This window comes from Parabacteroides sp. Y3-G-102 (genome assembly GCF_023656845.1).
In the GTDB taxonomy this organism is placed as follows: Bacteria; Bacteroidota; Bacteroidia; order Bacteroidales; family Tannerellaceae; genus Parabacteroides; species Parabacteroides distasonis.
The window spans coordinates 14,229-39,755 of the sequence record NZ_JAMOKU010000048.1; the positions used below are offsets into that span (position 1 = coordinate 14,229).

General features: G+C 49.2%; 15 protein-coding genes. All 15 read right to left on the minus strand.

Annotated elements, in window-relative coordinates; genetic code table 11:
- Positions 1–107 precede the first annotated feature (107 nt).
- Positions 108–5,786, minus strand: coding sequence for a T9SS type A sorting domain-containing protein (locus NBH16_RS19030; RefSeq protein ID WP_083434121.1), 5,679 nt, complete (start codon positions 5,784–5,786; stop codon positions 108–110).
- On the minus strand, positions 5,783–7,306 hold the full coding sequence (locus tag NBH16_RS19035) for a hypothetical protein (protein ID WP_048927742.1): 1,524 nt from the start codon (positions 7,304–7,306) through the stop codon (positions 5,783–5,785). The genes NBH16_RS19030 and NBH16_RS19035 overlap by 4 nt, the downstream gene beginning before the upstream one ends.
- Before the next feature lie 16 nt (positions 7,307–7,322).
- A complete protein-coding gene (locus tag NBH16_RS19040; protein WP_122382767.1) occupies positions 7,323–8,429 on the minus strand; it encodes a FimB/Mfa2 family fimbrial subunit in 1,107 nt (368 codons plus the stop codon).
- A 196-nt stretch (positions 8,430–8,625) separates the two neighbouring features.
- On the minus strand, positions 8,626–10,626 hold the full coding sequence (locus NBH16_RS19045; protein ID WP_048927744.1) for an Mfa1 family fimbria major subunit: 2,001 nt from the start codon (positions 10,624–10,626) through the stop codon (positions 8,626–8,628).
- 105 nt (positions 10,627–10,731) lie between these two features.
- Positions 10,732–12,153 (minus strand): DUF3868 domain-containing protein, encoded by a 1,422-nt coding sequence (locus NBH16_RS19050; protein ID WP_053093251.1) that lies wholly within the window; start codon positions 12,151–12,153, stop codon positions 10,732–10,734.
- A 13-nt stretch (positions 12,154–12,166) separates the two neighbouring features.
- Positions 12,167–12,760, minus strand: coding sequence for a DUF3575 domain-containing protein (locus NBH16_RS19055; RefSeq protein WP_044545715.1), 594 nt, complete (start codon positions 12,758–12,760; stop codon positions 12,167–12,169).
- Positions 12,761–13,379: 619 nt separating this feature from the next.
- Positions 13,380–14,360, minus strand: a complete 981-nt coding sequence (locus tag NBH16_RS19060; RefSeq protein ID WP_048927745.1) for a tyrosine-type recombinase/integrase — start codon at positions 14,358–14,360, stop codon at positions 13,380–13,382.
- A gap of 168 nt (positions 14,361–14,528) precedes the next feature.
- Complete coding sequence (locus tag NBH16_RS19065) at positions 14,529–15,914, minus strand: MFS transporter (protein WP_048927746.1); 1,386 nt, start codon at positions 15,912–15,914, stop codon at positions 14,529–14,531.
- 112 nt (positions 15,915–16,026) lie between these two features.
- Complete coding sequence (locus NBH16_RS19070; RefSeq protein ID WP_250788970.1) at positions 16,027–17,121, minus strand: glycoside hydrolase family protein; 1,095 nt, start codon at positions 17,119–17,121, stop codon at positions 16,027–16,029.
- Positions 17,118–19,970 (minus strand): aminomethyl-transferring glycine dehydrogenase, encoded by a 2,853-nt coding sequence (gene gcvP, locus NBH16_RS19075; RefSeq protein WP_057327316.1) that lies wholly within the window; start codon positions 19,968–19,970, stop codon positions 17,118–17,120. Before gcvP ends, NBH16_RS19070 begins: the two co-directional genes overlap by 4 nt.
- Positions 19,971–19,982: 12 nt before the next feature.
- On the minus strand, positions 19,983–20,621 hold the full coding sequence (locus NBH16_RS19080) for an MBL fold metallo-hydrolase (protein WP_044545423.1): 639 nt from the start codon (positions 20,619–20,621) through the stop codon (positions 19,983–19,985).
- Complete coding sequence (gene rsmG / locus NBH16_RS19085; protein WP_172618157.1) at positions 20,618–21,310, minus strand: 16S rRNA (guanine(527)-N(7))-methyltransferase RsmG; 693 nt, start codon at positions 21,308–21,310, stop codon at positions 20,618–20,620. Before rsmG ends, NBH16_RS19080 begins: the two co-directional genes overlap by 4 nt.
- Before the next feature lie 13 nt (positions 21,311–21,323).
- Positions 21,324–22,175 carry a DUF3298 and DUF4163 domain-containing protein gene (locus NBH16_RS19090; RefSeq protein ID WP_005855566.1) on the minus strand — a complete coding sequence of 284 codons (852 nt, stop codon included), beginning with the start codon at positions 22,173–22,175 and terminating at the stop codon, positions 21,324–21,326.
- Positions 22,176–22,376: 201 nt separating this feature from the next.
- Complete coding sequence (locus tag NBH16_RS19095) at positions 22,377–22,811, minus strand: hypothetical protein (protein WP_048927749.1); 435 nt, start codon at positions 22,809–22,811, stop codon at positions 22,377–22,379.
- Between the two features lie 919 nt (positions 22,812–23,730).
- A complete protein-coding gene (locus NBH16_RS19100; RefSeq protein ID WP_250788971.1) occupies positions 23,731–25,137 on the minus strand; it encodes a C13 family peptidase in 1,407 nt (468 codons plus the stop codon).
- Positions 25,138–25,527 lie beyond the last annotated feature (390 nt).

Here is a 25,527-nt window from a genome sequence, read left to right on the forward strand (position 1 = left end):
CCGGTGTTTGCCGGCGGCGGTTGGGGGAGGGGGGGAAATGAGAAAGCCCCGATGCCGCAAAGGGCACCGGGGCTTTCTGCTTGTTTAAGATAATTAGGTAGATTGATTTATCGAACGATTACTTTCTCCGTATGGGCTTGCTCGCCGTCGCTGGCGTGGATCATGTAGATACCGGCGGGCAGGTCGAAGCTGTATTGCGTCGTGTTCACGGAGAACTGACGCACTTGCGAACCGTTCAGGCCGAATACCTTGATCTCCTTCACCGGCCGGAGGGAGGAGACGATCACTTGTCCGCGTCGTGCGGAGTAGATCGAGATCGTGTTCTCCAGCTCGGATCCTAGCTCGCTATCGCGAAGGAAGTAACGTCCGTGGCTGTCGCCGGCTACTTGCAGGCTGTAGCTATCGTCTTCCAGTTTCACGCTCTTGCGTGTATGGGCGTCGTAGAGGTAGAGCGGCTCGGCCAGGCGGCTGAGTCCCTCGATGGTCAGCGTCACCTCGTCGTTGGTCTCGTTATAGACACCGAGGCCGATGTTTCGGATGGACTTCACGGCGTTCACCTGCGCCGCCTTGCTGCCGGATACGGTGTAGACCATCGGTGCGTCCAGCTCGGAGTCGAGGAGTACGACCGCGTCCTCGTCGGCCTTATAGCCGTTGTCGGCCTTGTCGTAGGTCAGCAGGCTGGCCTTGCTCTTCACGTCGCCGCGCTCGGCGGTCAGGGTGATGACCGGGTTGGTGGCGGAGGCGGATTTGGTGGTCGCCTCGGTCGCGGATGCTCCGGTTGCCGACATCATGGCGGGGGTGAAGGTGATGTTCGCATCTGTACTTGCCTTTGCTGCGTCGCTCTTCAGCTCCACGAAGAATGCTTGCATCGGGGCTACCGTGCCATTCGTGTTTCCACCCTCAAAGTCTACGTCCGGTGTGCCTACCGAGGCATCCGGTGCGCCGTTTGCCAATGTCCAGTATTTGGGGGCTAATACCTCTTTATTTACATCCAAGAAGGTTTCCATATTCAGATACGTCATGAACGGGTTTCCTACCAAGAAGTGGGTACCGTCACCATCTACGTCCTTATCCAATGTAAGTATATAGGAATCATTTGATGATAATTCAACCAGTCTTCCGGAGTTAGCTTTGGAAGTGTCATCCGCTCTTAAAACGGATGCTTTCGTAGCCTCCTCATATTTATAGTCTGTAACAGCGTCCGCTTTCGGAAGGCGTACCAAGGCTGTTCCATCACCTCCATTTCCGGCAGGTACATCCTCCACGCTCAAATAGAAACCTTTACCGATCGTGTAAGGAACACTTACGTCATTGTATTCGATGCTCCAGTTGGATTGAACGGCTGCTACAGATTCTCTGTTTCCTTCATTGTCCGTCGCATATTCGATCGCCTGATTCCACGCCTTTTGATAGAAGGCCGGGGTCCAGCGGCTGTAGGAGTCCGTATTATACTCGATATCCTTGAATGCTTCCGTATCTTCCTTACCGTTTGCTTTAGGAGCGTAGATATCCCCGGCGTACACGTCTTGCAGCGGGGAGGCCATCCAGCGTTTCGCGTTGTTGGCAATCTCGAATTCTACCCAAGCCTTCACATAATCCAGCCGGTGTTGATTCATCAACTTCGCTTCCGGCTTGAAGTAGATTTGGTCTACCTTGTTGCCGTAGTAGGGAACGACTTCTATGGAATTGCCGGCTCCTGTGTTGTTAACGGCCATGTCGTATTGGATATTGGTGGTTGTTCCAAGATCCAATGTTCCACCATTCTCTGGGGATAAGTTCAATATCTTATTCTCCGGAATCGTGATCTTCGTGAAGTACAGCGGGGTAAAGGCGTTCGTCACGTCATCATCACTGTTGGCGTCTGTTTGGTCTTTATTACCCATATACAAATCCGCTTTCGTGGATTGATTCCAGTTGTTATCGTTATACCAAACGGCATCGGCCTCACCTTCCCAAGTCAGGTACTCGGGAACGATCTTGATTTGCAAGTAAGCCGTTCCCTCGCAGGAGCCCTCAATAGGCTGCGTAGCGTCCTCGTTTTCATATTCGCCGAAGGGGATGTATAAGGAATAGGTTTCTCCTTCCTTGAAGAGGCCCTCAACCTCCGATTCAGTCATATTAAATTTCAACGTCAAGCTATTTCCGTCCCCGGACTCCCTGTTTTGGGCAAAGAGCGAGATTAACTCTCCCACTTCCTCATAAAGATCTCCACTCCTTTGCAAGAAGACTTTCTTTTTTTCAAGACTATTGAGCGCTCTCAATACATGGTTCTCTCCTTCTACGCCAAAATCTATCTTGTTTTGGATCGGGATCGTCAATTCACGACTATTGTCCTTCAAATTGACAAGTCCCAAACGCAACGGGACGTTGGTCAAGCTTACAGCGGTGTAATCGACATCGGGGAATCCGACATTCAATTCCGGCACATCCGTACCCTCCGCCAAGGGAATCCATTCTCCTTCCGCGCAGAAACTTCTTGTCAAGACAGTCTGATTTCCCCCCGCGTCCTCTCTTATAGACTCGATATCCGGAATATAAGGCATGGCGTAAACTTGCTCCACAAAGCGGAACTGTACTTCTCCATTTCCCGAGGCCAGCAAAGGTTCGTATCCATTGCCGCCTAAAAGTCTTATCAATAGACTCTTTTCTTTGTCATCCAATGATGAACGAGTTACGTCATCCACATCAAATCTTTCGGTAGACTCATTTTCCGGTAATCCTTTCCGCAGTTTGCCGATAATATCTTGCAGATCTTCTAAAGGCAAATTTCCAATTCCTACATCCTGACAAATAGCAGCAAACTGCTCCTCTGTCCCTAAGTACCAATCAAAGGTATAACTATGATTTGGATATGCCTCCTCGAAAGAGACCAAATCAGGACTTACGATATTACCGACCTCGTCAACTCTCGCTACCCGTAAGTTGGCATTCACTGATTGAATACTGCCTACACAGGCGATCACGTTATCATCCGTCTCCGTTTGCACGGCGATCGTAGTGGAAGGCATCACATAGATTGTATTCTTCAAAGCGCACTCGCTATCCAGATCGAGGACCTGCTCTTCCTCACCATTGGCTGTCGCGATTTGTCTCGCGCTAAACAATACGACATAGTATTCACCGCTAGCGACCTTCTCCTCGTCTCCGTCTTTATATTTCTCTCCGGCGAAACGCAGGTCGGTATTATGCACGTCAATCTCGCTCAGATACAAGATCGTGTTGTCTTCACTGCGCCACGGACAGCGGATGCGAGGGATTTCCAAGCAGGCGTATAGATCTACTACGGCTTTCTCGTATTCGTCTCCTAATCTTTTTTCCACACCATTTATAGTGACTGCTGCGTTGCTTATAATTGCGTCCGTCTTGAAACTATCGTCTTTAATCCTTTTCGGATCCTCGGCACCATCAGCTTCACTACCAGTAGATGGTTCCAATACACATAACTCTCCGATCAACTGCTCCAACTCTTTCACATGCCCATCGTCTGCGTGATCCTTCCAGTAATCACGTTTCACATCCTCCAGGAAATCGTTCATGGCACGTATGTTCATGATGATCTCGCTTCTCTTGGCATCCTCGGGGTTGTCGGGGATCATCGGACCATCCGCTCCTACGGAATTCATATCTGTCTGTACGGCCACGCGCATGGTATATTGCAAGCCCAAGTCTGACAATTCTGGATTCGATGTCAAGTCCTTGTTAAGCACGATCCAGTTGCCTACTTTACCGTTGCTTTCTTTCTCCGTAAAAGCGAAGTAGACATTACCGACATTCGAGTGCAAGATATCGTCCACCGGCGCATAAGGATCGTTGCCCATCAAGCCGTAGCGGTATTTACGGTAATCAGGATTGCTCAATTCGTTCTCATCAATGGCATGCAAATCGATATCCCACGTCATGTTACTCTGTAGCGTTTGGTAGTCCGTGCTAACCATCAGCACGGAGGATTCGCAAGCGTCCTCGCGCTGAGAGGTGATGGCCGGCAATGTCTTGAATACGGAGATCTCGTCGATACCGAAGTCGGCACCATTGGAGCTCTCACAGTTGCTGGATATTTCCAGGACGAATTCATCGGATGTACCGATCTCTGTATTCGAGAAAGAGAATTTGAAGGAGACTTGTTGCCATTGAGCGGTAGTACCATCATCCGCTGTAGATAATGCCCCGCTATAATATTTGGCCAAGATCGTTTCCGTACCGCTATCTTTGTCTTTTCCTTTTAGGGTAAATCCTATATTAGCCGGTGTTCTGCCGTTACCCTCTGTTACGTCACAGACCCAAGCGTTTACGATAAGACTCGTATTCGGGCAAAGTCCGCTGATTGGTATTTTAGCGATAACACCGGGTATTTCCGAGGCGTCTATATACATGAAATAGCCGGATTCACTTCCATTGGTCTTTTCCCACAGACGGTCAGTAACCCTCCTGTTGTACTGTTGTGGAAAGTAATCCGTATAATAGGCGCCATTTACCTCAGTCGCACCTTGGCTTGGTTTGGTAGTGCTTGTACTAGCTCTTGAAATCTCCGGATAGTTCAACGTTCGATACAGAGCGTATTCACCCTTCATAACCTTCAATTCGTTACCTCTGTACGCATGCATCTCCGGGTGGGCGAACGCGTAATAGGAATCGATAGCTTTACCATCCTCTGTCGTGAATGGTTTAGACGTGAAATTCTCTGTCAAATTACTGCGTAAATAGCTCTCAACATTTCCCGTTAAAATCTCGTTTTCTTTTTCGAAAGAGATATGCTCTATTCGCTGATAGAGGGCTGTGTTACCCAATAACTCATCCTCGAAGCGATGCTTATACGCATTCTTTTCAGCTTCACTGAGGTTATTCAAAGCTTCTTTCGTCATGGCACCAGCCCTCTTTTCCAAGGAGATGTTAAGGAAAGAGACGGGATACCATTCACCGTTTCTTGAGTTGCTAACCTCTGCCAAGATACAGGCTCTTGTTGTATTGTTATTAAAGGATACTTCCGTAATGTTGCTTCCGTTGTTGCCTATCGAAGGAGTAGCAGTAGTCCACGTTCTTCCATCGTACCTATTGATCGTCCAACGAACGTATAGAGCTTGAGCTGATCTATTACCATTTGGAACGAAATAGTTCCGCAATTCTTCCGGCAAACGAAAATTTGATGTGGCACCTGCCGGTAAATAGATATCATACGCATTTAATACATACTTTGAAGGATCTGAGGCTTCCCGCAGTGGTTCAAGATTATTCTCTCTGATACCTAACTCTTCTAATGCAGATTGCTTTTCTCTTAATGCATCAACCCTCTCACTCGCATCTTTTATTTTAAACACGTGACGGATACCGATCGCTCGAGGGCGGATATAGCGATCCCTACCAGAACTTCCTGTTTCCGCTCTGACCGAACTGGCTTCATAAACAAGTTTCGTATCTGCATTTACTTGCGCTTGCGTAAAATTACACGTTACATATCCGGCGGAACCTGTAGTACCGGTTGAAGTGGTTGCTAAGCCATTGGTATACTTAGTCAAATTATCATTGGATATACCGTTAATTGTCTTATTTCCGTTTGCATCCTCAACAGACCATCGGATATATCCGTACATCCCTGTATTGTCACCGTCATCTTGAGTACGTACTTCTATATTCTGATTAGGAACTACATACAATATCTCCTCGATGGTATTATCCGGAGTTATACCTTCGTCCTGAATCTGCCCCATCGCCACCTCGGTTCCCCCGAGCAGGAGCACGCAGGACAAGATGAGTAGCTTGCCTATATTATATAATGTATAGTGTTTCTTCATGAGTTACCTCCTTCCTTATTTTTTAGGGTTATGGTGTAAGGTAGGGCGATTTCCCGATTTCCATTTGTTTGGGGATCTTGCTCTACGATAACCAAGGTTAATTGGATAGTCGCTTCCGCCGCGATGGATAGCTCTTGGGCGGTGACCTTGAAAGAACCTTCTGCCGCGTTCTCCTCCGGTAATTTAAAAGCTTTTTTACTCTTGTCTAACCAAGGAGCGTAAGTGTTATCCTTCGGTGTATTGATAAGCAAATTCGTATGCTCGCTCTCTTCGCCATTTGTCAGCAAGACGGCACTTGAATAGATCTCACTGCCTACGAAGTTGTCTTTATAATGCTTGAACACCGGGCTGGTAAAGCTGGATACGTTTGTTAACCTATAAGTAATCGTGATATCGCCGGCATGATCTGTCTCATACGCTCCTTGCGGAACGATGGGGCCCGATGGAAAATGGATGGATCGCGGTAGGCCGCCGATCGGCATGTGCTGCTGGTCGAATTCGATCACGATATCAGCGTCTGTCACGTTGACCGGGATCTGTAGCCAATCGTTGCGGCGGATGAAGTCGATATCGAATGACTGGGGCTGGTCGTTACGGCCGTCTATCTTTGTGGTGATCGTTAAGTCTGAGTTGCCTTGAGAGGCGGTCTCGTTGACATATGAGGTATAAGTCACTGCGCCTTCGTTGGCGATCTCGACCGCTTCGCCTTCCGTTACGAAAACTTTGGACATTGTCTGTCCCCATGCATCTTCGGGGAATTTTGGCTTATAGCTTTCTTGCACATCCGCTTGTAGCAAATTTCGCGGGTTTCCCGCTTCGTCTATATCGTAAGGAAACAAGAATATAGGCTGTTCGTCAGCGCGCAATCCATCTAAGGAAAGTCCGTTTAATGTGATAGGGCTGCTTTGATAATTCGTGACGGTAAGTGTCACCTTGCCTATCAGGCGGATCAAGGGGATCGCCAGTTCCGGTGTGTTTTCGCTGACTTCCACCTCGTAGCCGTAACTGGTCATGGGGATGTAGTTGCTTTGCTCGTCGAAACGGGTCATGGGGGGAAGGGATACGCCTTTGTCGGTAGGAAGCGTTCCAGCTTCGATAGCCTCGATCACTTCCTGCGCGTTTGTCAAACTCCTTAGGTTCGCGAGGGCGTAGATCTTGTATTGTCCGGCCGGGAGCTCTGCCTTGACGCTGGTCTCGGAGAAATCGGCCGGGTTATCAGATTGAGGATCATCCGTCATGTACTTATAAAAGTCCTTATTATCAGTGCCGTTTCCTTTTATAATCAACCACCAGTTCAGGATATGACGCTCGAAATTGTCATGGTTGGGGTCAGCTTTCGTATAAGTGGGCAGCGCGTTCTCCTTGCTTCGCAAGTTGATGGTCAGGGTGTATAGCTTGCCGTCGGGTATGTCCGGGCTGTTGCCGCCGTTCTCGTCGGAGCAGGCGGGCAGGAACGACAGAAGCAGTAGCGTGAACGCCACTGCCGCTGTCTGGATGGAAAAATATCGTTTGTTTCTCATTCTTGTTTACGTGTTTTTAAAGTTCGCCATTGTTGAGTCGGATCACCCAGTCTTTCACCTGTACCTTGTAGCAGGCGTAGCCTACGATGGGCACCTCGGGATCGGGGATTTCCGGGTCCGGATCGGGTGTCGGGTCCGGATCAGGCTCCGGATCGGGATCGGGATCGGGGTCCGGATCGGGGCAGTCCGGGCAAATGATAGGCGTGAGGAAGAATACGATGGAGTACTCGTCCTGCCGGTCCAGGTATTCCTGCGCCGGTATGTCGTGCCCCTCCATCTGGGTGAGCAGGAGGTATTGGTTGAGGTTGACGTTCAGCACGTCGTTCTTCCAATCCTTGTGGCGCACGATGAGGCGGTAGTTCTCGCCGGCCATGAGCCGCATGGTGTTCAGCTCGGCCACGGCCACGTACTGGTTGGCGGGCTTCCCGTTGATCTGGTCGTCCGCGGATCCGGCGGCGATGTCGACGCTCTCCGTATGGTAGGGCAGGTAGGAGATCGTGTCGTCGTCGAGCAGGGTATTGTCATAGTCCATGTATCCGTTGTCGGCCACGATCCGGAAGGAGAAGTCCTTCACGTCCATGCTGTATCCCTCGGTATCTTGCAAGACGACGCGCAGCTTGTTGGTGTTCTTCGCCAACGATATCTCTTTCTCCTCGTGGCGGTCGCCGGTGATGACCAGCGTGTCGAGCGCGTGCCAGAGGGGTGTCAGTTCATTGGGTTGGGTAGCGTCGGCCTCCCGTAGCGTCTTGACGCGAATCTCCTCGATGGTGGAGGATTCGGGGGTGAGCTCGGGCCATTGGTAGGAGCTCTCGTCCAGTCCGGCCCAAGTGAGCACTTGGTAAGTACCGGGCTCGAGGTCCATCGCGATGCTGTTCGCTTTCAACTCCGCTCCCTCGATATCTTGCCGCCGGATAAAATTACCCTTGTTGTCGCAGATAAACAATGCGGCTTTATCCACCTCGCGTTGGAAGGCGTCGGCAAATTTCATGTTGTAATCGTACACGAGGCGCAGCCGGTACTCGCAAGGGGCGATGGAGTCATCGTGGATATAGTCGCACGCGGCGAGTCCCGTCAGCGTCAGCGCGCCGATCGATTTGATTAATAAATTGGAGAATCTGTTCATATCTGTTTAAACGTTGTTTGTTTACTGCCAAAGATAATTTAATGTCCACCGGGGGGCCGCCCTGCCGTCAATCGCTGATGGGAAGGACGACAATCCCAACCGTGCTATAGGGTCATGTATGTAGGAAGCGGGGATTTCCCCGGTGGCATATATAGGTTCCTCCCTTCCGGCGGAGGGCCGGAGGGGAGGAATAGGATTACAGGCTGACGCCACTGTTGGAGCGAACCACCCAGTCTTTCACGTTAAGAATGACAGTCAGTTGCGCGTCTCCGCTCTCGTCCGGGTCTGTCGGATCCGGGACATCCACCTCGGAAAGGCCTAATCCTTTGATCTCGGAAACAGAGATATCATAGATATTGTTACGAACGATGTCAAACTCCATCACGCCCATCACATGCTGATCGTCATTATTCTCATGACGGATCCAGTACGGATAGTAGCAAACGCCATTGGTATAGACTTTCACGAGCTTATTGATCTCGACCATGTCATTGCCTCCATTTTCATCCATGAAGTCCTCGAATGATTTAACGCCTGTTACTGTATTCATCTTTTTATCACCGTCCGTCTCTGCCTCTACGGCTGTTTTCAAGGCCTTCAAATAACCGAACGGATCCGCTGCCGAGGCTAATGTCTTAGAGTTTTTGAAGTCGGAGACTGTCATATTTCCCAATCCTGCTGTCGTGAAACCGTCGAAGAAGATATATCCCGGGTGCTGTTTGCCATCTCCTATCTCCTCCGCATAGATACGAGCCAAGGTGTATGCGAATACCGATTTGTAATCCTTGAAAATATCGTCGTTATAGGTATAGAATGTTTGAGCGGTTTGCTTAGCTATATCTGTCTCTTTGCTGACATTAGTTGCTTCCACGCTACCATCGGTTTCATCTACTACCATCCACTGTTTTGGATAATAAGTGGCTTGGAACAAGGCACCGGTAGAGTAACCGTTCAAGGACGCGGCCTTGGAAGTGGTATTCTCGCGTGTGTATAGATAAGTCAGGTCATCCGCCTCTCTTCCACTCAGCGGAATGATATTTTTTGTCTGTTCATTCTGCCACCCGCTCCAGATCGCACCGATGGTCTGGTATGTTTGGCCACTCGCCACGCAATATGCATAGTCGTAACTTAGTGCCTTAGGCGTGAAACCGGTTTCCGTCGCGGAGTTGATAGCGGCAAGGTTTGTTACGTTCTCTGCTGTCTTCGCACGAGTCCAAGGATCGATCACGAAGCGCACAGGTAATAATTTATTGGCGTTTACCTCCTCATCGCCTAGATACTCGTCTTTTGTGGCATCAGAGAAATCGCTCAAGTCGCCAGTTGTCGGATCGAACTGGTTGTTCTCCTCTGTCACGCGTTTCAGCAAATAAGATCCGCTACTCAATTGGTTGAAGATAGCTACATTATTCAGGACAACCCTGTCCGTTGTCGCGCCTGTTGGGTTATAAACAAAAGTTGAGTTATTGTTATATTCATTGACTCTTACTTTAGCGGCCAAGCGTTCTACGAATACCTCAACCTCCGGAACATTGTCGGAGCTACGATCGGGGAAGGTGACGGTAGATTCATGATTTTGGTTGTCTTCCAAGGTATGGGAAGACATGATAAAACCACTTTCGGTTTGAAGATCGTTAATCAAGTAGTTGGCCAGCTGGTTACCTGTACTGATTTGATTTGTTCCCGTACCTATCGCCGGCAATTTGTCAGAACCACCCATGTTCGTGATAGCGATTACACCGTATTTTTTTCCGGCGAAACTGGCGGCTTTGTCGCTCATGGTTACCTCGATCGTGGCTTGCCAGCCATGGTTGGTCTCAGTAAGGTCGGTTCCTCCGGTTGTCGGATGGGTTGCGTCCGGATTTTCCTCGGATCCCGTGGCCGCGGTATATCCTTTCGCTACAAGGGTACTCGTGCTCTTGAAGTCGAAATCAGTCGTACTCCCACTATTTTCAAATAAATAGATTGTCAAGTCCTTGATATCACTTTCATCGATATCTCCCTTTTCGAAACCATCGCCATCCTCGCCATTACCGGCTTTCGTAGTGATACCGGCATTGATCTGTACGGCTACGAGTGCGCTTTCACCTAACGCCTCGCCATTCCCGTTGTTACCGTTCGGCCCGCTCTCCAGATCGTCCGAACAAGACACCGCCGCGCAAGCGAAGGCGAGTGCCCATAATGTACTTTTCAGTTTCATGTTGTTTAATTGTTAGATAGTTAGATTGTTTAATTAAAGTTAGTATGTTTGTATGTAATAGTCTTCCGAGGTCCGCGGCAGATCTCGGAAGACATCCGCGGCGGGTCAATCCTCCACCTGCTCCAGGTTGGCCCGGGCCTGCTCGCCCACCCGCGCGTCGTTCGTCTGCGTGCGGAAGATGGTGGCCGCCCGGTCGGTGTCGCCCTCCAGCCAAGCGGCTACGCCCTCGGCCAGCCTACGCTCCGGTCCCTCTTGCGCCTTCGCCAGGTAGCGGTGCGCCGCGGCGGTGTCGCCGTTCAGCAGGGCGGAGTTGGCGGCGTTGAGGTTCGACACGGGGTCGTCCGGATACATGCGCACGGCAATCTCGAACACCTCCTTGAACTCGGCGCTTCCCGTCTCGTAGGTCTGCGCCACGCGGAACATCTCGTCGAGGCTCAGCTGTTTCGGGTCGTTGTAAATCAACTCCTTCGCCTCCTCCACGCTGATCGGACGGATGGTGTAGCTCACCTTATAGTCCGAGTGGCGCAAGGCGGGGTAGATCTCCTTTACGAGGTAGCGGTAAGGCTCGCCCCCGTCGACGCCCCTCAGCTTCTCCTCGCGACGGTCCGGGTCGTCGATGGAAGCGTCCCGGATCACGTCAAGCAGGGCCTCCCGGGCGGGCATCGAGGAGCGTTCCACGCGGGCCTCCAGCCCTTGCCAGTCCTCCGCCTCGTAGCTCGCCTCGGTGTCCGCGCCGTCCAGGCCGTACCGCTCTCTCACGTAGGCCAGCAAGGCTTCGGAGCGGCCCTTGGCCAGACGTTCGTTATTGGCGTATGAGCCTTCGGGAGAGGCATATCCTTTTATGCTGACACCGGTGATGGTGGCGTATTTATCGCCGCGCACGGACTCGATGGTCTCTTGGATCGCCGCCAGCTCGCGCGAGTTCTGGCGGTAGTCCGGGCGGATCTCCGTGCGGTTCACGGGGAAGTCGAGGAACGCGCTACCCTCCTTCGCCCGGTTCTTCACCTCCACCGGCGGCGCCACGTAGGCCATGAGCGGCCGAGGGGTCCGGTTCAGGTGGATCGGGAAGAGCGCGCTCCGGTCGTTCTTGAGGGCCTCCCATCCGCAACCGCACTCGTCGATCGCCAAGGCCATCTCGGAACCGTCCATCCAGCGGGCGTAAGGCACGCGGGCGTGGTAGTCGAAGCGTTGCTCGGTACCGTTCTTGCGGCGCACAGCGAACTCCCCGTCGGTGGCGATGTCGCGCCCCGTGCGCTCGTATAAGATCTGGCGGTTACGCCCGTTCACGATCAGCGCGGGCAGTCTCCTCAGGCTGTCGCCCCGCTGGATGACCGGCGTGTAGGTGACGGACCGGTTGGAGCGGACCACCAGGTCGCTCAGGTTGAGGGTGAGGTCTACTAGCAGGTAGTCACCGGACCGTTCGATGAGTTTTTTCTCTACGCGCAACGTGTTCTCCTGCGCGTACGCGTTCGCCGCCGCCAAGGATCCGGCCAGCAGCAGAGCTATGGGTAAGAATCGTCTTTTCATCAGTTCGCGTGTTTTAGAATAAGTAGATCAAGCTGACGGCCGCCTGCGTAGGGCCGAAGTAGTGCTTCTTGTTGTCTTCCGACTTGTTGCCGCAATTCTTGCAAGGGAACTTGTCGTAATTGAGGTAGAGGTATCCTACGCCGAGCGTGGCCTCCAAGTTCCAGTGCTCGTGCAGGAGCCATTGGTATCCGTAGCTGACGCCTACGCCTGTTCCCCAGCCTTGGCGACGCTCGTTCTCGAGGTCGAGAACCTTCAGGTCGGCGAAGTTATAGGCGATAAAGGGTACGTGAAGCCCCAGGAAATGCCCTTGGAATGACTCGCAGAACCAATAGCGCAACTCGGGGTGCGCCCGGAAGTGTTTCATCGTACGGTCGTAAGATCCGTCGTCGTTCTTCCCGTCGAAGGGGTTGAGTCCCGCCTCCAGGTCCAGCGTCCAGTGCCGTGCCAGCCGGAACTCGGCGCCGAGGTTGAAGGTACCGCCCACTCCCCAGTACGGGAGATTGGTCTTGATGGCCGCCACGGCGCCCTTGTCATCGCCCGGCGAAGTCTGCGCTTGCGAGAGGAACGCTGCGCAGAGAAATACCATTAACGTGAAAAGCCTTTTCATTTTCATTGTATTCATTGAATTAAGTAAATAATCATCTTATGAACGGGTCGTAGTTCTTACCGGATACAGAAGTTGGGTCGGTTTTTTCCTAACGGCCAGTCACTCTCTCTATTTTCAGGAAAAGCCTTCGCGTTTCCATTGGTTCTTCCAGTCTCTCATCCATCACTAAGGGCTTGATATATGGTTCTTCCTGTATAGTGATAACGATCCTTATTTACGAAATAAGGTTTACGGCAGATAGATCTATCGCCGAACGGTTTCGTTATTGGAGCGAAAAAACGGTAAACGACCGTGGTTTTCTTATACATCCTCGTGTACGGAGTTCTTTTGACTGGCAAAAGGCGTGAGAAGAGCTTGTTAATAAAACGTAAAGGCACGATGGTAAGGACAGCCTTTGCCCTCCTTTTGGTAAAAGCGCCTAAAAGGCTTATATCAAGGAAAAAAACGTGAATATTCCTTATGCAGAACTTCTCTTTTCGGGAGAAAAAGGTTGTTTGCTAAAAAAGATTAGAAAAAAGCTTGTTTTTCTAATATATAAAACCGTACTTTGTCGTGTTGTTCTATAACAGAGTTGCCTTGTCGCTTCTTGTTGAATCGCAAACAACTCATTATAGGGCTGTTAATCCGGTTTTGACTTATTTCGTAAATAAGTCTCGTATCCCTTCCTCAGCAGATTATTCAAGAATCTCGTTATTTGTTTATTCGCCTTGTTCAGTTCCGACTGGTCGAGCGAGCTGAGATAGCATCGGGTGGTCTTCTCGGACGAATGCCCCATCGCTTGGCTAATCACGGCAACCGGGACGTGGTGCGCCAAGGCCTCCGAGGCCCATGTGTGACGCATGACGTAAGAGGTGAGCTTGATCTTCAGCCCCAGCCGCTCGCCGATTTCCCTCAAGGCCCGGTTCTGCCGGCTCAATAACCGTTTGTATTCTTGATTATTGGTGTGATCCGGAGATGTCAGCCCCAAGTCGAAGATGAAAGGCGTGTCATTCCTGTATTTCCGGATCAGGGCCTTCATGCCGGAGGTGATTTCGATCCGGATCTGCGTGCCTGTCTTGCGGCGGTTGTACACGATCTCGCCGCCTCGGATATTTTCCTTTCTCAAGTTCACGATGTCCACGAAAGGCATGCCGAAGGCCATAAAACTGAAAATCGACAGGTCAGCGGCCCGCTCAAGGTCCGGTCGCTCCCGTAAGTCCTGTGCCGCTATCTCCCGGATGGCTTCGGAGGGGATGGCCCGTTTGGCGGTCTCTTCCCTTTTCAAGCGTAAGCGTGCGAAAGGGTTCTCCCGTACGGTCACCAGCCCTTCGGACAAGGCGGCGTTGTAGATCGCCCTCAGGCTACTCATATAACTATTGACCGAGTTGGTCTTTAACCCCAGTTTCTGCAAGAAACAGTGGAAATCGGCGATCTGTGTCGCCGTCACATTTTTGATACGGCAAACGCTCTTCCCCAAGAAACGCTCGAAATGTCGTCCCGCCACCTCATATAGTTCCGCGGTACTCAGCTTTCCCTGCTCCCTCTTGCTATGAGCACGTATCTTGACGTACTCGATGAATAAAAGAGCCGTGCTTTTGTTCTTTTGTTTGGATTGTCCCATAGCTTCTCTCCTTAATTAATTACATGAAAACATACTGACCCTATGTCGTGTTTTAAAGACATTCATGGTTTTCCAAAGAGAAACTAAAATATGAAAAAAACTTGGTTTGTACTACTCTCGGGTACAAACCAAGTTCTTACGAAGATATGTATGTTTATTAAGACGATATCAGCCTCGTACCTGTTTTGCGTCTAGGCGTTCTACCACCTTGCCATAAATAATCAAGGCAAAAGCCGAGACTAAAGCGATCGCTCCGAAATAATACCAGATATAATGGGCATTTGCGCTAGCCGTCAGCCATTCCTCATGAGAGGCGAAGAGGGTAGGTTCCGGACAGTATTTACTCAAAAGGAATCCGGATAATCCAAACCCAAAGATAGAGGATAAGAAGGAATGCAAATGGCTGAATCCAAGATAAAGACCTTCCTCTCCCTTGGGAGCTTGCAAAGAGAAATACTCGAGGAAGCGAGGCGATATGAATGTCTCGGCCAAGCCTTGGAACACGATGCCTACCACCATCATGAAGGCAACAGGGTGCATGCCGAGTATATTCGTATTTCCGTCTAGCATATTTCCGGATGCCATGCAAAGAGCGGATATCGGCATGATGAACATACCGACCGTCATGGAAGTAAGCGCTGTCCGCTTCCGCATCATCTGCGTTACTAGATTGACTGTCAGAACTACGACTAAAGGGTTTACGTTGGCGTACCAAGAAGGAGAGGCCCCCTCACCGGCCAAACGAAGCACATATTTAGGCATCGTGGCATACAGCTGGTGTTGCACCATCCAGAATCCGGTGATAATGATGATTAAGGTAATCAGCCGGCCATTACTGCAAACTTTGATCAAGGCGTTCCAAATCTGCCCGAACGTCTTGCCCTCGCCCGAGTGCTGGGCGCTTTTGTAGAAGAACCAGATGGCTAGCAAGGCAAGGAACGTCATGCTCGCCGAGAAATAGTTCAAGGTAATCAACCCCTCGTTACCCAACGCCTCGCGAAGCGGCTTCACGATGGTCTTTCCGGAGAAAGCCCCGATATTTACCATCGCGTAGAAGATAGAGAAACCCTTTGCCCGGGTTTCCGGCGTAGTTTCTTTAGCGACCGTACCGGAGATAACGCTCTTGATAAAAGCCCCGCCGCATACGATCAAGGCCATGATAGGGATAATGCCGTACTGAAGATTGCTCTCCAGCAATCCCGTAAAGGTAGTCGTCGTGCTGTATTCAACAAGTCCGGCGGATTGAAGCCAAGTAGGGTAAACTGCCAGTCCTAGATAACCACAAGTTAACAAAGTGAAAGCCAGTAGCATCGAGTTGCGGAAACCGATCTTATCGGCCAATGCTCCGGCGAACGTGGGCAGCAAATACAAACAGGCGGAAAAGATACCGGCGATGCTGGCAGCCTGAATGTCGTTAAAGCCTAAGATGCGGCTAAGATAAAGGGTGATAACGATAAATACGCCATAATAAGCGGCTCGCTCGAACAACTCGACGGTGTTCGCCACCCAGAACGCTTTACTGAACTTGATTTTCTCTTGTTTCTTAGTTGTCATGATATTTTTATTTAGTAAGATAGATTAGATGGATAAGTAAAAGAGGAGGCGCAGGTGAGAAAATGAAGAGCTGCGCCTCCTCGTCTTTGTTTTATCGTATAGTAATTACGAATTAGGGCTTTACGGTATACGGTTGGTGGATCGCCTTATCGAAAGCTTTCCAATGCTCATCCGTCATGTTGCCCGGCGTAAACAACGCCACGCCAGCCGCTCCGTTTTCCATGGAGCCTCTTACGGCCTCCTCGATCTCGGACGGGATCAGTCCGTGGCCTTCCGGGTCCTTGATATTCGCCTTGTTCTGCCAATCCTCGCAGATGAACAGACCGCTATAAACCGGCTTCTTGCCTTGCACGGAGGCTACCTCCTCTTTCACGATCGGAGCCAGCCAAGAAGCGTCCTCCAGATAGAAATCGTTATAATTCATCGGGAAGAAAGCGTCGATATTCCATTTATTCCATTCTTGACGAACCATCCATTTAGCGTGAGAGTCCGGCCCCGGGAATACGGCGGCGCTCACTTTCTTGCCTTTGCCGTGAACCTCGTCGGCGATGCGGTTTACCAATTTCGTGATGAGGTCGCAACGGAACTGCGCCCATTCCTCGCATTTGGAAGGATCCTCTACGGATTTGATGTCGATACCGGTAGCGGCCTTGAAATCGGCCACGCATTTGTCGCAATAACAATAGTCCGCCGTAGGATATTCCTCGTCCATCACCAATCCGTATTTTTCCCAAAGTCCGCGGGCTAAGATGACATCCACGTAACGGATATAATCCACCTCCGGGATATCGGCTACCTTGCCATACAGATTCAGCAAGAACTCCGCCGTACCTTCTTGGTTCGGGCACAGGCATTTGTAATAAGGCACATACGCCTGTACGGAATAGGCCGACTCGCCTTTCCGGTTCACGGCGTAGAGGGTGGAGTCCAATCCATGTTGCAACATGGCGGGAATCCATGCGTGATATTCCATGCCATTGGCATGGGCCGCTTTGGCGGCACGCTGAATTTTCTCCGTGTCATGGCCGGCGTTGTAGCACATCCCGTCTACTCCGTGGGCATGCCATTTACTAAAGTCCGCCTGTAAGGTTTGCTCGGTGGTATTCCCACCTTCGCCTTGCCATGCGTAGACCTTGACTGTTTTCTCGGGAGCCTTGACGCAAGCCGTCAGAGCGACGGCCGCCAAAGCGATAAAGAGCTTCTTCATATCTCGCAAGCGCATAAAGTCGGTATTAAGTTACGGTCGCCGTAAGCGTTATCTACACGGGCTACGTTAATCCAGAACTTGCTGTCGTGCAACCATTCCAGCGGGAAGGCGGCCTTCGTGCGGGGATACGCGTGTTTCCACTCGTCGGCGGTCACCTCGTATTCCGGATGCGGGGCGTTCTTCAAGACGTTGTCCTCCTTGGATGCCTTGCCTTCCTCCACCTCCTTGATCTCGCTCCAGATACATTCCATTACCTCTACGAAACGATCCAGCTCGGCCTTGCTCTCGCTCTCGGTCGGCTCTACCATCAAGGTGCCGTGTACCGGGAAAGACAAGGTAGGAGCGTGGTAGCCGAAGTCCATCAAACGTTTGGCGATATCGCCCTCGTCGATGCCCGAACGCTCTTTTACCGTGCGGCATTCCAAGATCAACTCATGACCTACACGGCCTGTCGCTCCGGTATAAACGATGCCGTACGTATCCTTGAACTTAGCGGCCAAGTAATTGGCGTTCAAGATGGCCGTCTTCGTCACTGTCTCAAGACCTTCCGTACCCAGCAAGCGGATGTAAGCGTACGTGATCGGCAGGATACCGGCGCTACCATAAGGAGCTGCGGATACCGTATTCAAGTCACTGCCCCAAAGTACCGGATGCTGCGGCAAGAACGGAACCAGATGCTCGGCCACGCAGATCGGGCCTACGCCGGGACCACCACCTCCGTGAGGAGAAGAGAAGGTCTTATGCAGGTTCAAGTGACATACATCGGCGCCGATCGTACCCGGATTTGTCAATCCTACCTGCGCGTTCATGTTGGCGCCATCCATATAAAGCTGTCCTCCGCAAGCGTGAACGATGTCGCACATCTCCTTGATGTCCACCTCGAAGATACCATGCGTGGACGGATAGGTAATCATGCTGGCAGCCAGACGCTCCTTGTTCTCCTCGGCTTTCGCGCGGAAATCTTCCAGATCGATATTACCATTCTCGTCGCATTTAACGGTTACGGTCTTATATCCGCATTGGATAGCGCTGGCCGGGTTGGTTCCGTGGGCGGAAGCCGGAAGCAAAACGATATCACGATGGCCTTGGCCGATGCTTTCCTGATAAGCACGGATCACACGAAGACCCGTGTACTCGCCGGCGGCGCCGGAGTTCGGTTGCAACGTACAGCCCTTGAAGCCTGTGATCGTGCATAAGTAAGAAGACAGGTTCTCGATCAGCTCCGTATAGCCCTCCACTTGCTCCTCCGGAGCGTACGGGTGGATATTCATGAATTCCGCACGGCTAAGCGGCAACATCGTAGAAGCCGGGTTCAGCTTCATCGTGCAAGACCCCAGCGAGATCATGGATTGAGCCAAGGAAACATCCTTTCGTCCCAAACGGGTGATGTAACGCATCAACTCGGTTTCCGTATGATATTTCTTGAATACGTCTTGCTGCAAGAAATCGGAGGTACGGGCGAATTTAGCGTCGAAATAAGTCTGGGCGGGGATAGACTCGTCCAGCATATAGTCTTTACCTGCGGCTCCGGCGAAGATGTATAGTAATACGCCTATGTCCGTAGGCAATGTCGTCTCGTCTATGCTGACGCCCACTTGTCCGGCCTCGAAGTAACGCAAGTTCACCTTGCACTCCAAGGCGATCTCACGCAGCGCGTTCACCGACACGTGTGAAGGAAGCTGTATCTTCAAGGTATCGAAATAATCCTTGTTTAATTGCGTATATCCCAGTTTCTCCAACTCCTTGGCCAAGAATCCGGCCGTGGAATGAATCCGTCCGGCGATGTTACGCAACCCCTCCGCTCCATGATATACGGCATAGAAGCCGGCCATGGTAGCCAACAACGCCTGAGCCGTACAGATATTGGACGTAGCCTTCTCACGTTTGATATGTTGCTCGCGGGTCTGCAAGGCCAAGCGATAAGCCGGATGGCCGTAAGCGTCCTTGGAGATACCGATGATACGTCCCGGGATCGTACGTTTATAATCGTCCTTCGTAGCGAAGAAAGCGGCGGAAGGACCCCCGTAGAACATCGGGATACCGAAGCGCTGGCTGCTACCGAATACGACATCCGCTCCCCATTCTCCCGGAGGAGTCAGCAATACCAAGCTCATCAAGTCGGCGGCTACGCCTACCTTGGCTCCGGCGGCGCCCGCACGGGCTACGAATTCCTTATAGTCCTCGATCGAACCATCCGCGTTCGGGAACTGTACGATGGCGGCGAACACATCCGGCGTGAACTCGAATTTCTTATAATCGCCCACTACCACCTGGATGCCCTGCGGGACCATGCGGGTGTGGATGACGGCCAGCGTAGAGGCGAACACATTCTCGTCGATGAATACCGTATTCGCTTCCGCTTTCACCTGCGCACGGCTACGTGAACCATGGAACATGGTAACCGCCTCGGCTGCCGCTGTCGCCTCGTCGAGTAGCGAGCAGTTTGTCAAAGGTAATCCTGTCAATTCACTGATAACAGTCTGGAAGTTCAGCAACGCCTCCAAGCGTCCTTGGGATACTTCCGCCTGATACGGAGTATAGGAGGTGTACCAAACTGGGTTCTCGAATACGTTACGTTGGATCGGGGCCGGGCAAACCGTGTCGTACCAACCCATACCGATATAAGAGGTGAATACCTCGTTCTTGGAGGCCAGCTCGGCGATATGCTCGGCGAACTCACGTTCCGTCATGGCCTCCGGGAGGTTCAACGGCTCTTTCAAACGGATGTTGGCCGGAATGGTCTGATCGATCAACTCGTCCAAAGACTTCACGCCAATCGTCTCCAACATAGCGGGAATATCTTCCGCTGAGATGCCCACGTGGCGGTTTACAAACTTATTTGTGTCCATAATTCTAGTATTTTATAAATAAGGATTATTTAATTTCTCATCAATGATTCGTGTCTCGGGGCCATGGCCGGGGTATACCACGGTCTCGTCCGGCAACGACAGTAATTTGTCCTTGATAGCGGCAAGCAGTACATCTTGGTTGCCTCCCCATAGATCAGTACGGCCGATGCTTCCGGCGAACAAGGAGTCTCCTACGATCACGAAACCGTTCTTCTTGTTATAGAAAGCCAAGCCTCCGGGCGAATGGCCGGGAACGCTCAATACCGCCAGCTCGGATTTCCCGAACTTTATGATTTCCCCGTTTACCAGATATTTCCCTACCGGGATGCTTTTCGCCTTCATCGGCAGGCCGAATGCCTTGGCTTGCTCCTCGGGAGAGGGAAGGCCCTCCACGTCCGCTTTATGGGCTTCCGGGCTCAATCCGTAGGTGTCATGGATGAATTCGTTACCGAATATATGATCCAGATGGAGGTGCGTACAAAGGTAACGTTTCAGCGTCAGCCCGTTCTGGGCGATAAAGTCGCTTACTTCTTTTTGTTCCTCTTTGCGCAGGCAGCCGCAATCGATAAGGACCGCCTCCTTGGTATCATCGTATAGCAAGTAAGTATTCTCGGAGAAATAGTTTACTTCGAAAGATTTTATCGTAATCATAAGGGTACGTACACTACTTTTTTAGTTTCAAAAAACTCTTCTTTAAAATGGTCTTTCAGATCCATGCTTATCGCTCGGTTCCGGAAAGGCAATATCTCGTGCGCCAGCTCTCCACCTTTCAGGCAAATCAATCCGTTGGGCAACGCGTTGATCTGTTCTTTCTTTATATTCTTGCGGACGATCTTTACCAGATCCGCCAGAGGCATCACGGCACGGCTTACCACGAAATCGAAAAGCTGCTTTTCCTCCTCGCCCCGGCAATGGCGGAAGGATACGTTCTCCAGCCCGATCGCCTCGGCCACGGCTTGTCCCACCTTGATTTTTTTCCCGATGCTGTCTACCAGATGGAAATGGGTCTCCGGGAATAAGATCGCCAAGGGGATGCCGGGAAAACCGCCTCCCGTACCCAGATCCATCACCGAGGAACCCGGCTTGAAACGCAACATATGGGTGATACCCAGCGAGTGAAGCACGTGATGCGGATATAGGTTCTCGATATCCTTCCGGGAGATCACGTTGATCTTGGCGTTCCAATCCGTATATAGGTCATATAGGGCGGCGTATTGCTCTTTTTGCCGGTCGGTGAGATCGGGGAAATAAGATGTGAGAATTGAGAATTGAGAATTGAAAATTGAAAATTTCTCTGTATTTTGTTCCATAGGACATCTGTTTATAGGTTTATCTATCATTAATTTTCAATTCTCAATTTTCAATTAACTGACTTATCGGGCTGTCATCCCGCAGCAAATAGCGGATTTCCTTGTAAGGGAGATGGACGTTCGTGACGCCTACCACGTATGCCGCTATCTCATATTCGTTGAAAGAATAGGTGATACCCGTCTCGTCTACGAGGAAGTTCCCGTTCGGGAAGATCTCGTCCACGCTAAAGAAACCGATATTTTCCAGTTCCTTGGCGTCGGATACGTTGTTTTGCTTGGCGATCTGATCTACCAATATTCGCGCCAGATTGTCTTGATAGTTGTCCACGAATATCTCCTCCTCGGTGATCGGCTTACCGGTCTTGAGGTTCACTACATGGTTATTGTAGGAATGCGCGCCATGCGCTCCGCCCGTATAGTTCTCGAAGCTTACCGTATAGCTGATGATATCGTCTTGGTTGAAGGCGATATCATCCGATGACATCTCATAGTAAGAGAACCAAGAGCCCACCGGTGTCTCGTCGGATTTCGCCACCTCAGCCTTGTAATCCTCTTCCAGATCCTTATAAGCGGCCAGATAGTCATCGGTATATTTCCGTACCGCCTCCTCGGGGGATAATTGCTCATAATTCTCGCCGAAATAAGAGGAGACGAACTGTCTCTGTAGATTCTTAAGAACCTCTTTATCCGAATATTTCCGGGGATAAACGAACTTGATCTCTAGATTGCAATTGGGATTATCCGGATTATCTAACAAATGGTAAGTCTTTTCCACGCTGATAGAATCAAACGTGATACTGTTTTCGGAAGCCTTCTTCGTTCCGGTATCGCAACCCGTGGCTAAGATACCTATCAAAAGAAGCGCCAGCATGCTTTCGCGTAAATGCGTTCTCATCGGACTACAGATTTAATTTATTTGTACGCGAATGTACGTTATTAAATTGTATAATCAAATTGCACGATGAAGTTTAATAAGAGGACAATCTTTCCTCGGTGGTTTTCGGGTTGAGTTGTCTATTTGTCCGATACTTTCCGGGTGTTCTCTTGCGTGAGAAGGATAGTTCCCATTTTATATCACCTAGGGGCGTACCTAGCCTTATGAGAATATAAATGTTATTTTCAAGCTTTCATCTGGATGAAAGCAAACTGTATAGGTTATCATATTTAGAAAATAAGAGCTTTCTGCCACTATAGACATCACATCCATAGGCTTTAGATCAAAAACAGTCTTTCCTAAATAATCTGTATATAAAACAGAATCTGGCTTAATGACTGTATTATGCCTTTTATACTTTAATATTCCATTTCCTTCATAAGATGCAAGGCCACCAAACGCTGTCGTTATATTAATGTTATAATACAAATACACTTTTGCGCCTGCATCAGGTTTTCTTGAGCTTGTACTTTCTTGGTCATAATAAACCTCTATTTCGGCTTGAGGATCTTCTGGTTTTTCCCCTTCATCGATAATGTCATTTTCACTACAACCAATAAAAATGACCATGAAAAATATAAATAAAGAAGTTCTCATGTTTCTGAATCAGTTTTAATTAGTTAACAACTAAAATAGGATTGCCCTAAATGTACAATTAGTTTTTATCATACCATTATAGTTTGAAGGAAATTATGGGTAATGATGATAAAATTTAACTATAGCCTATTGGCACAAGTCTACCATCAATAGGATGTGAACGCATTAAAAAGGTTAAACAATAGTGAGCTACCTATATTCTCACGAACGAGATAGCTCTTTTCTTTATTTAACTAAATAACCAAACTTTTCCTCCGAAAAGCCATGTTGTTAAATTCGATTAATTATAGGCCAAATGTATAATTATTGGAAAAATAGAGTTTTTATGGGCAGACACAAAAAAAAGCGTGAAGCTGCCGTTATATTGTTATGTGTCTTTTAGGTATCCCCATACCCTTTCAGCCATAACAAACGACAGCTCACGCCTATATTATATTTGAGATAATACAACAGCGTGAGCATGAAGTTTGTTATTCTGGCTGAGTTAAATGGGGAATTTTAAAAGACACAGAATAACACTCGATGCTCTAATACATAATATGTCGCCATGCTTTTCAGCTAACGCTATAGCCACATGACGATGCAAATATAACTATATATTTTGTAAATCAATGTTTTTATTGGCGAATTATTAACAGATATGCAAGTGCATATTACTCGTTCTTATGCTTTCTCTTTAGCTATCAGCCCATCGAAATACCTCCGCAGCAACCATGCCATGGCCTGCTGTCGCACCATCGTCAGCCGATAGTCCTCGCTGATGGGCAGGTGACCCGGTGGTCTCCAATGGGCGAAGAGGCTCATGGCGTGGCGTTTCTCCTCGGGGGTATCGTGTATCAATCCCCGCTCTTGCAAGGACTGATTGAAATGGGGCGGGTAAAGAGAATTTCTTACCCGGCTCGGATAGTCTTCTTATTTCTCAATGATTAACGATGAATTGCTCTTTTTGCAAGATCGAATTCGAATTATGAATCGTAACAAAGTACATTCCATTCGCCAGAGAAGATATATCTATGGAATTGTATCTATTTAGTAATCCAGACTTACATTTTGTTCCATTAATAGAGTATATTTCATAAGAGTCTTGCGACTTACTTAATAGATTGTTAGTTTCTTGATTCTCTAAATTGATATTTAGTATAGATGAATTGTCATTCATGATGCTATAGGTGTTTTTTAGATATAGGCGGAATGTCTGCGTTAAAGTGGAGCCATCAGCTTTAGCTGTAATGACAATAGGCGATGTGCTACTTGAATTTGCTAACACAGAGGCTGTTGTAGATGATGAAGAATAAAAATTACCGGGATTTCCACTGCTGCAATTCCATTTGTACACTATATTCGTTGGGAATTTGATTGATATATTTACAGGTGAATTTAAGGGAATAGTCCAGTTGATAGTTTCCATACCGGAATAATTAAATGTCTCTCCACGTTCTACTGCAATCGTTCCGCTCGTAGTTCTTGCTCTCATCCCATTTAGGGCTAAAAAATGAGAGAGTAAATCCGAAGAATAGTGTTGTGGATCTTCATTTTTCTTATCATGAGTCCTTGCGTAATCATATGCTTCATGAGCTGTTGTAAAAGCGTCTTGGTTAACATCTCCTACCATATATCCAGAAGAAGCTTTCTTCGTGACAGCCTCCGTCCAATAGTAAACGAATTCATCGTAACGGCCGTCACTCATGGAAGAAGATGGCTGATCTTTAGTGGAAGCCGTTGATATGGAAACCTTTGGATTATTTTTAAAATAAGAGATAAAACCGCCACTGAAACATTGTCCCATTACGATATTGATCGCTTTGGCATTAATGGCATTCACCCAAGGAGCGAAAGTTGATGCATACAAATTCTCATCGTTCCATAATGTTAAACTAGAGTTCCCGGAAGAGTCATAATTTCCGTGATCTATTGTGAAAATAAAAAGATAGTCGTTGGAGGTAAGCCTCGACGCAAGATTGCTAAAAGTAGTCTTGATATTATTGCTTGTCGCCGCAAATTGTATATCGTTTGTTCCATTTCCGTCTAAATCTAACGGCGAAGAATCGCCAGTGCTTCTATCGATGTTGCTGCTCGTTCCATCTGACATTATAACGGTAATATGGGCAGAGTCATAATTATACGTATAAAGCAATGTCTGATAAATAGAAGAGCAATCGTTCCAATATCTCGGGTAATTGACAGAGGGATTTCCTCCTCCACTAATTATTACTGCATATTTGTTGCTATCATATGTTGCCTTTGTTTGAAGGAGCTGAGGCCTTGCCATAGGCTTGACAAAAACAGACTCATCAAATGTAACTACGCTAGACTTTATTTTATCCATATCAGCCAATGATGGTTTAGTAGGGTAGAAATTACTCTCTATTATATCTACTTCACCATTGTTACTTCCGATAAACATATAGTTACAAGAGTGTCCCCAATTGGATAAAGGATACTTATTTATGAAAAACATCCAAGAGCCATAATCCGGGGATTCTATACTTTTATCACCAATCTCAATGACTGTGTTGGCTGGTAATATCTGCTTGGATACAAATATTTCAGTGGAATCTAATGTAGTCGAATCAATGCCACTAATAACTATATTACCTCAAATCCGCAACTAAGCTCTTCAGCGTCCTTCTTGCGTCTAAACGTCCTCTCATCACTGAATTAGCAGATAAATTGAGGCTGAAATACCCACTTCTGCCCACAATATCCCCTTGCCCCA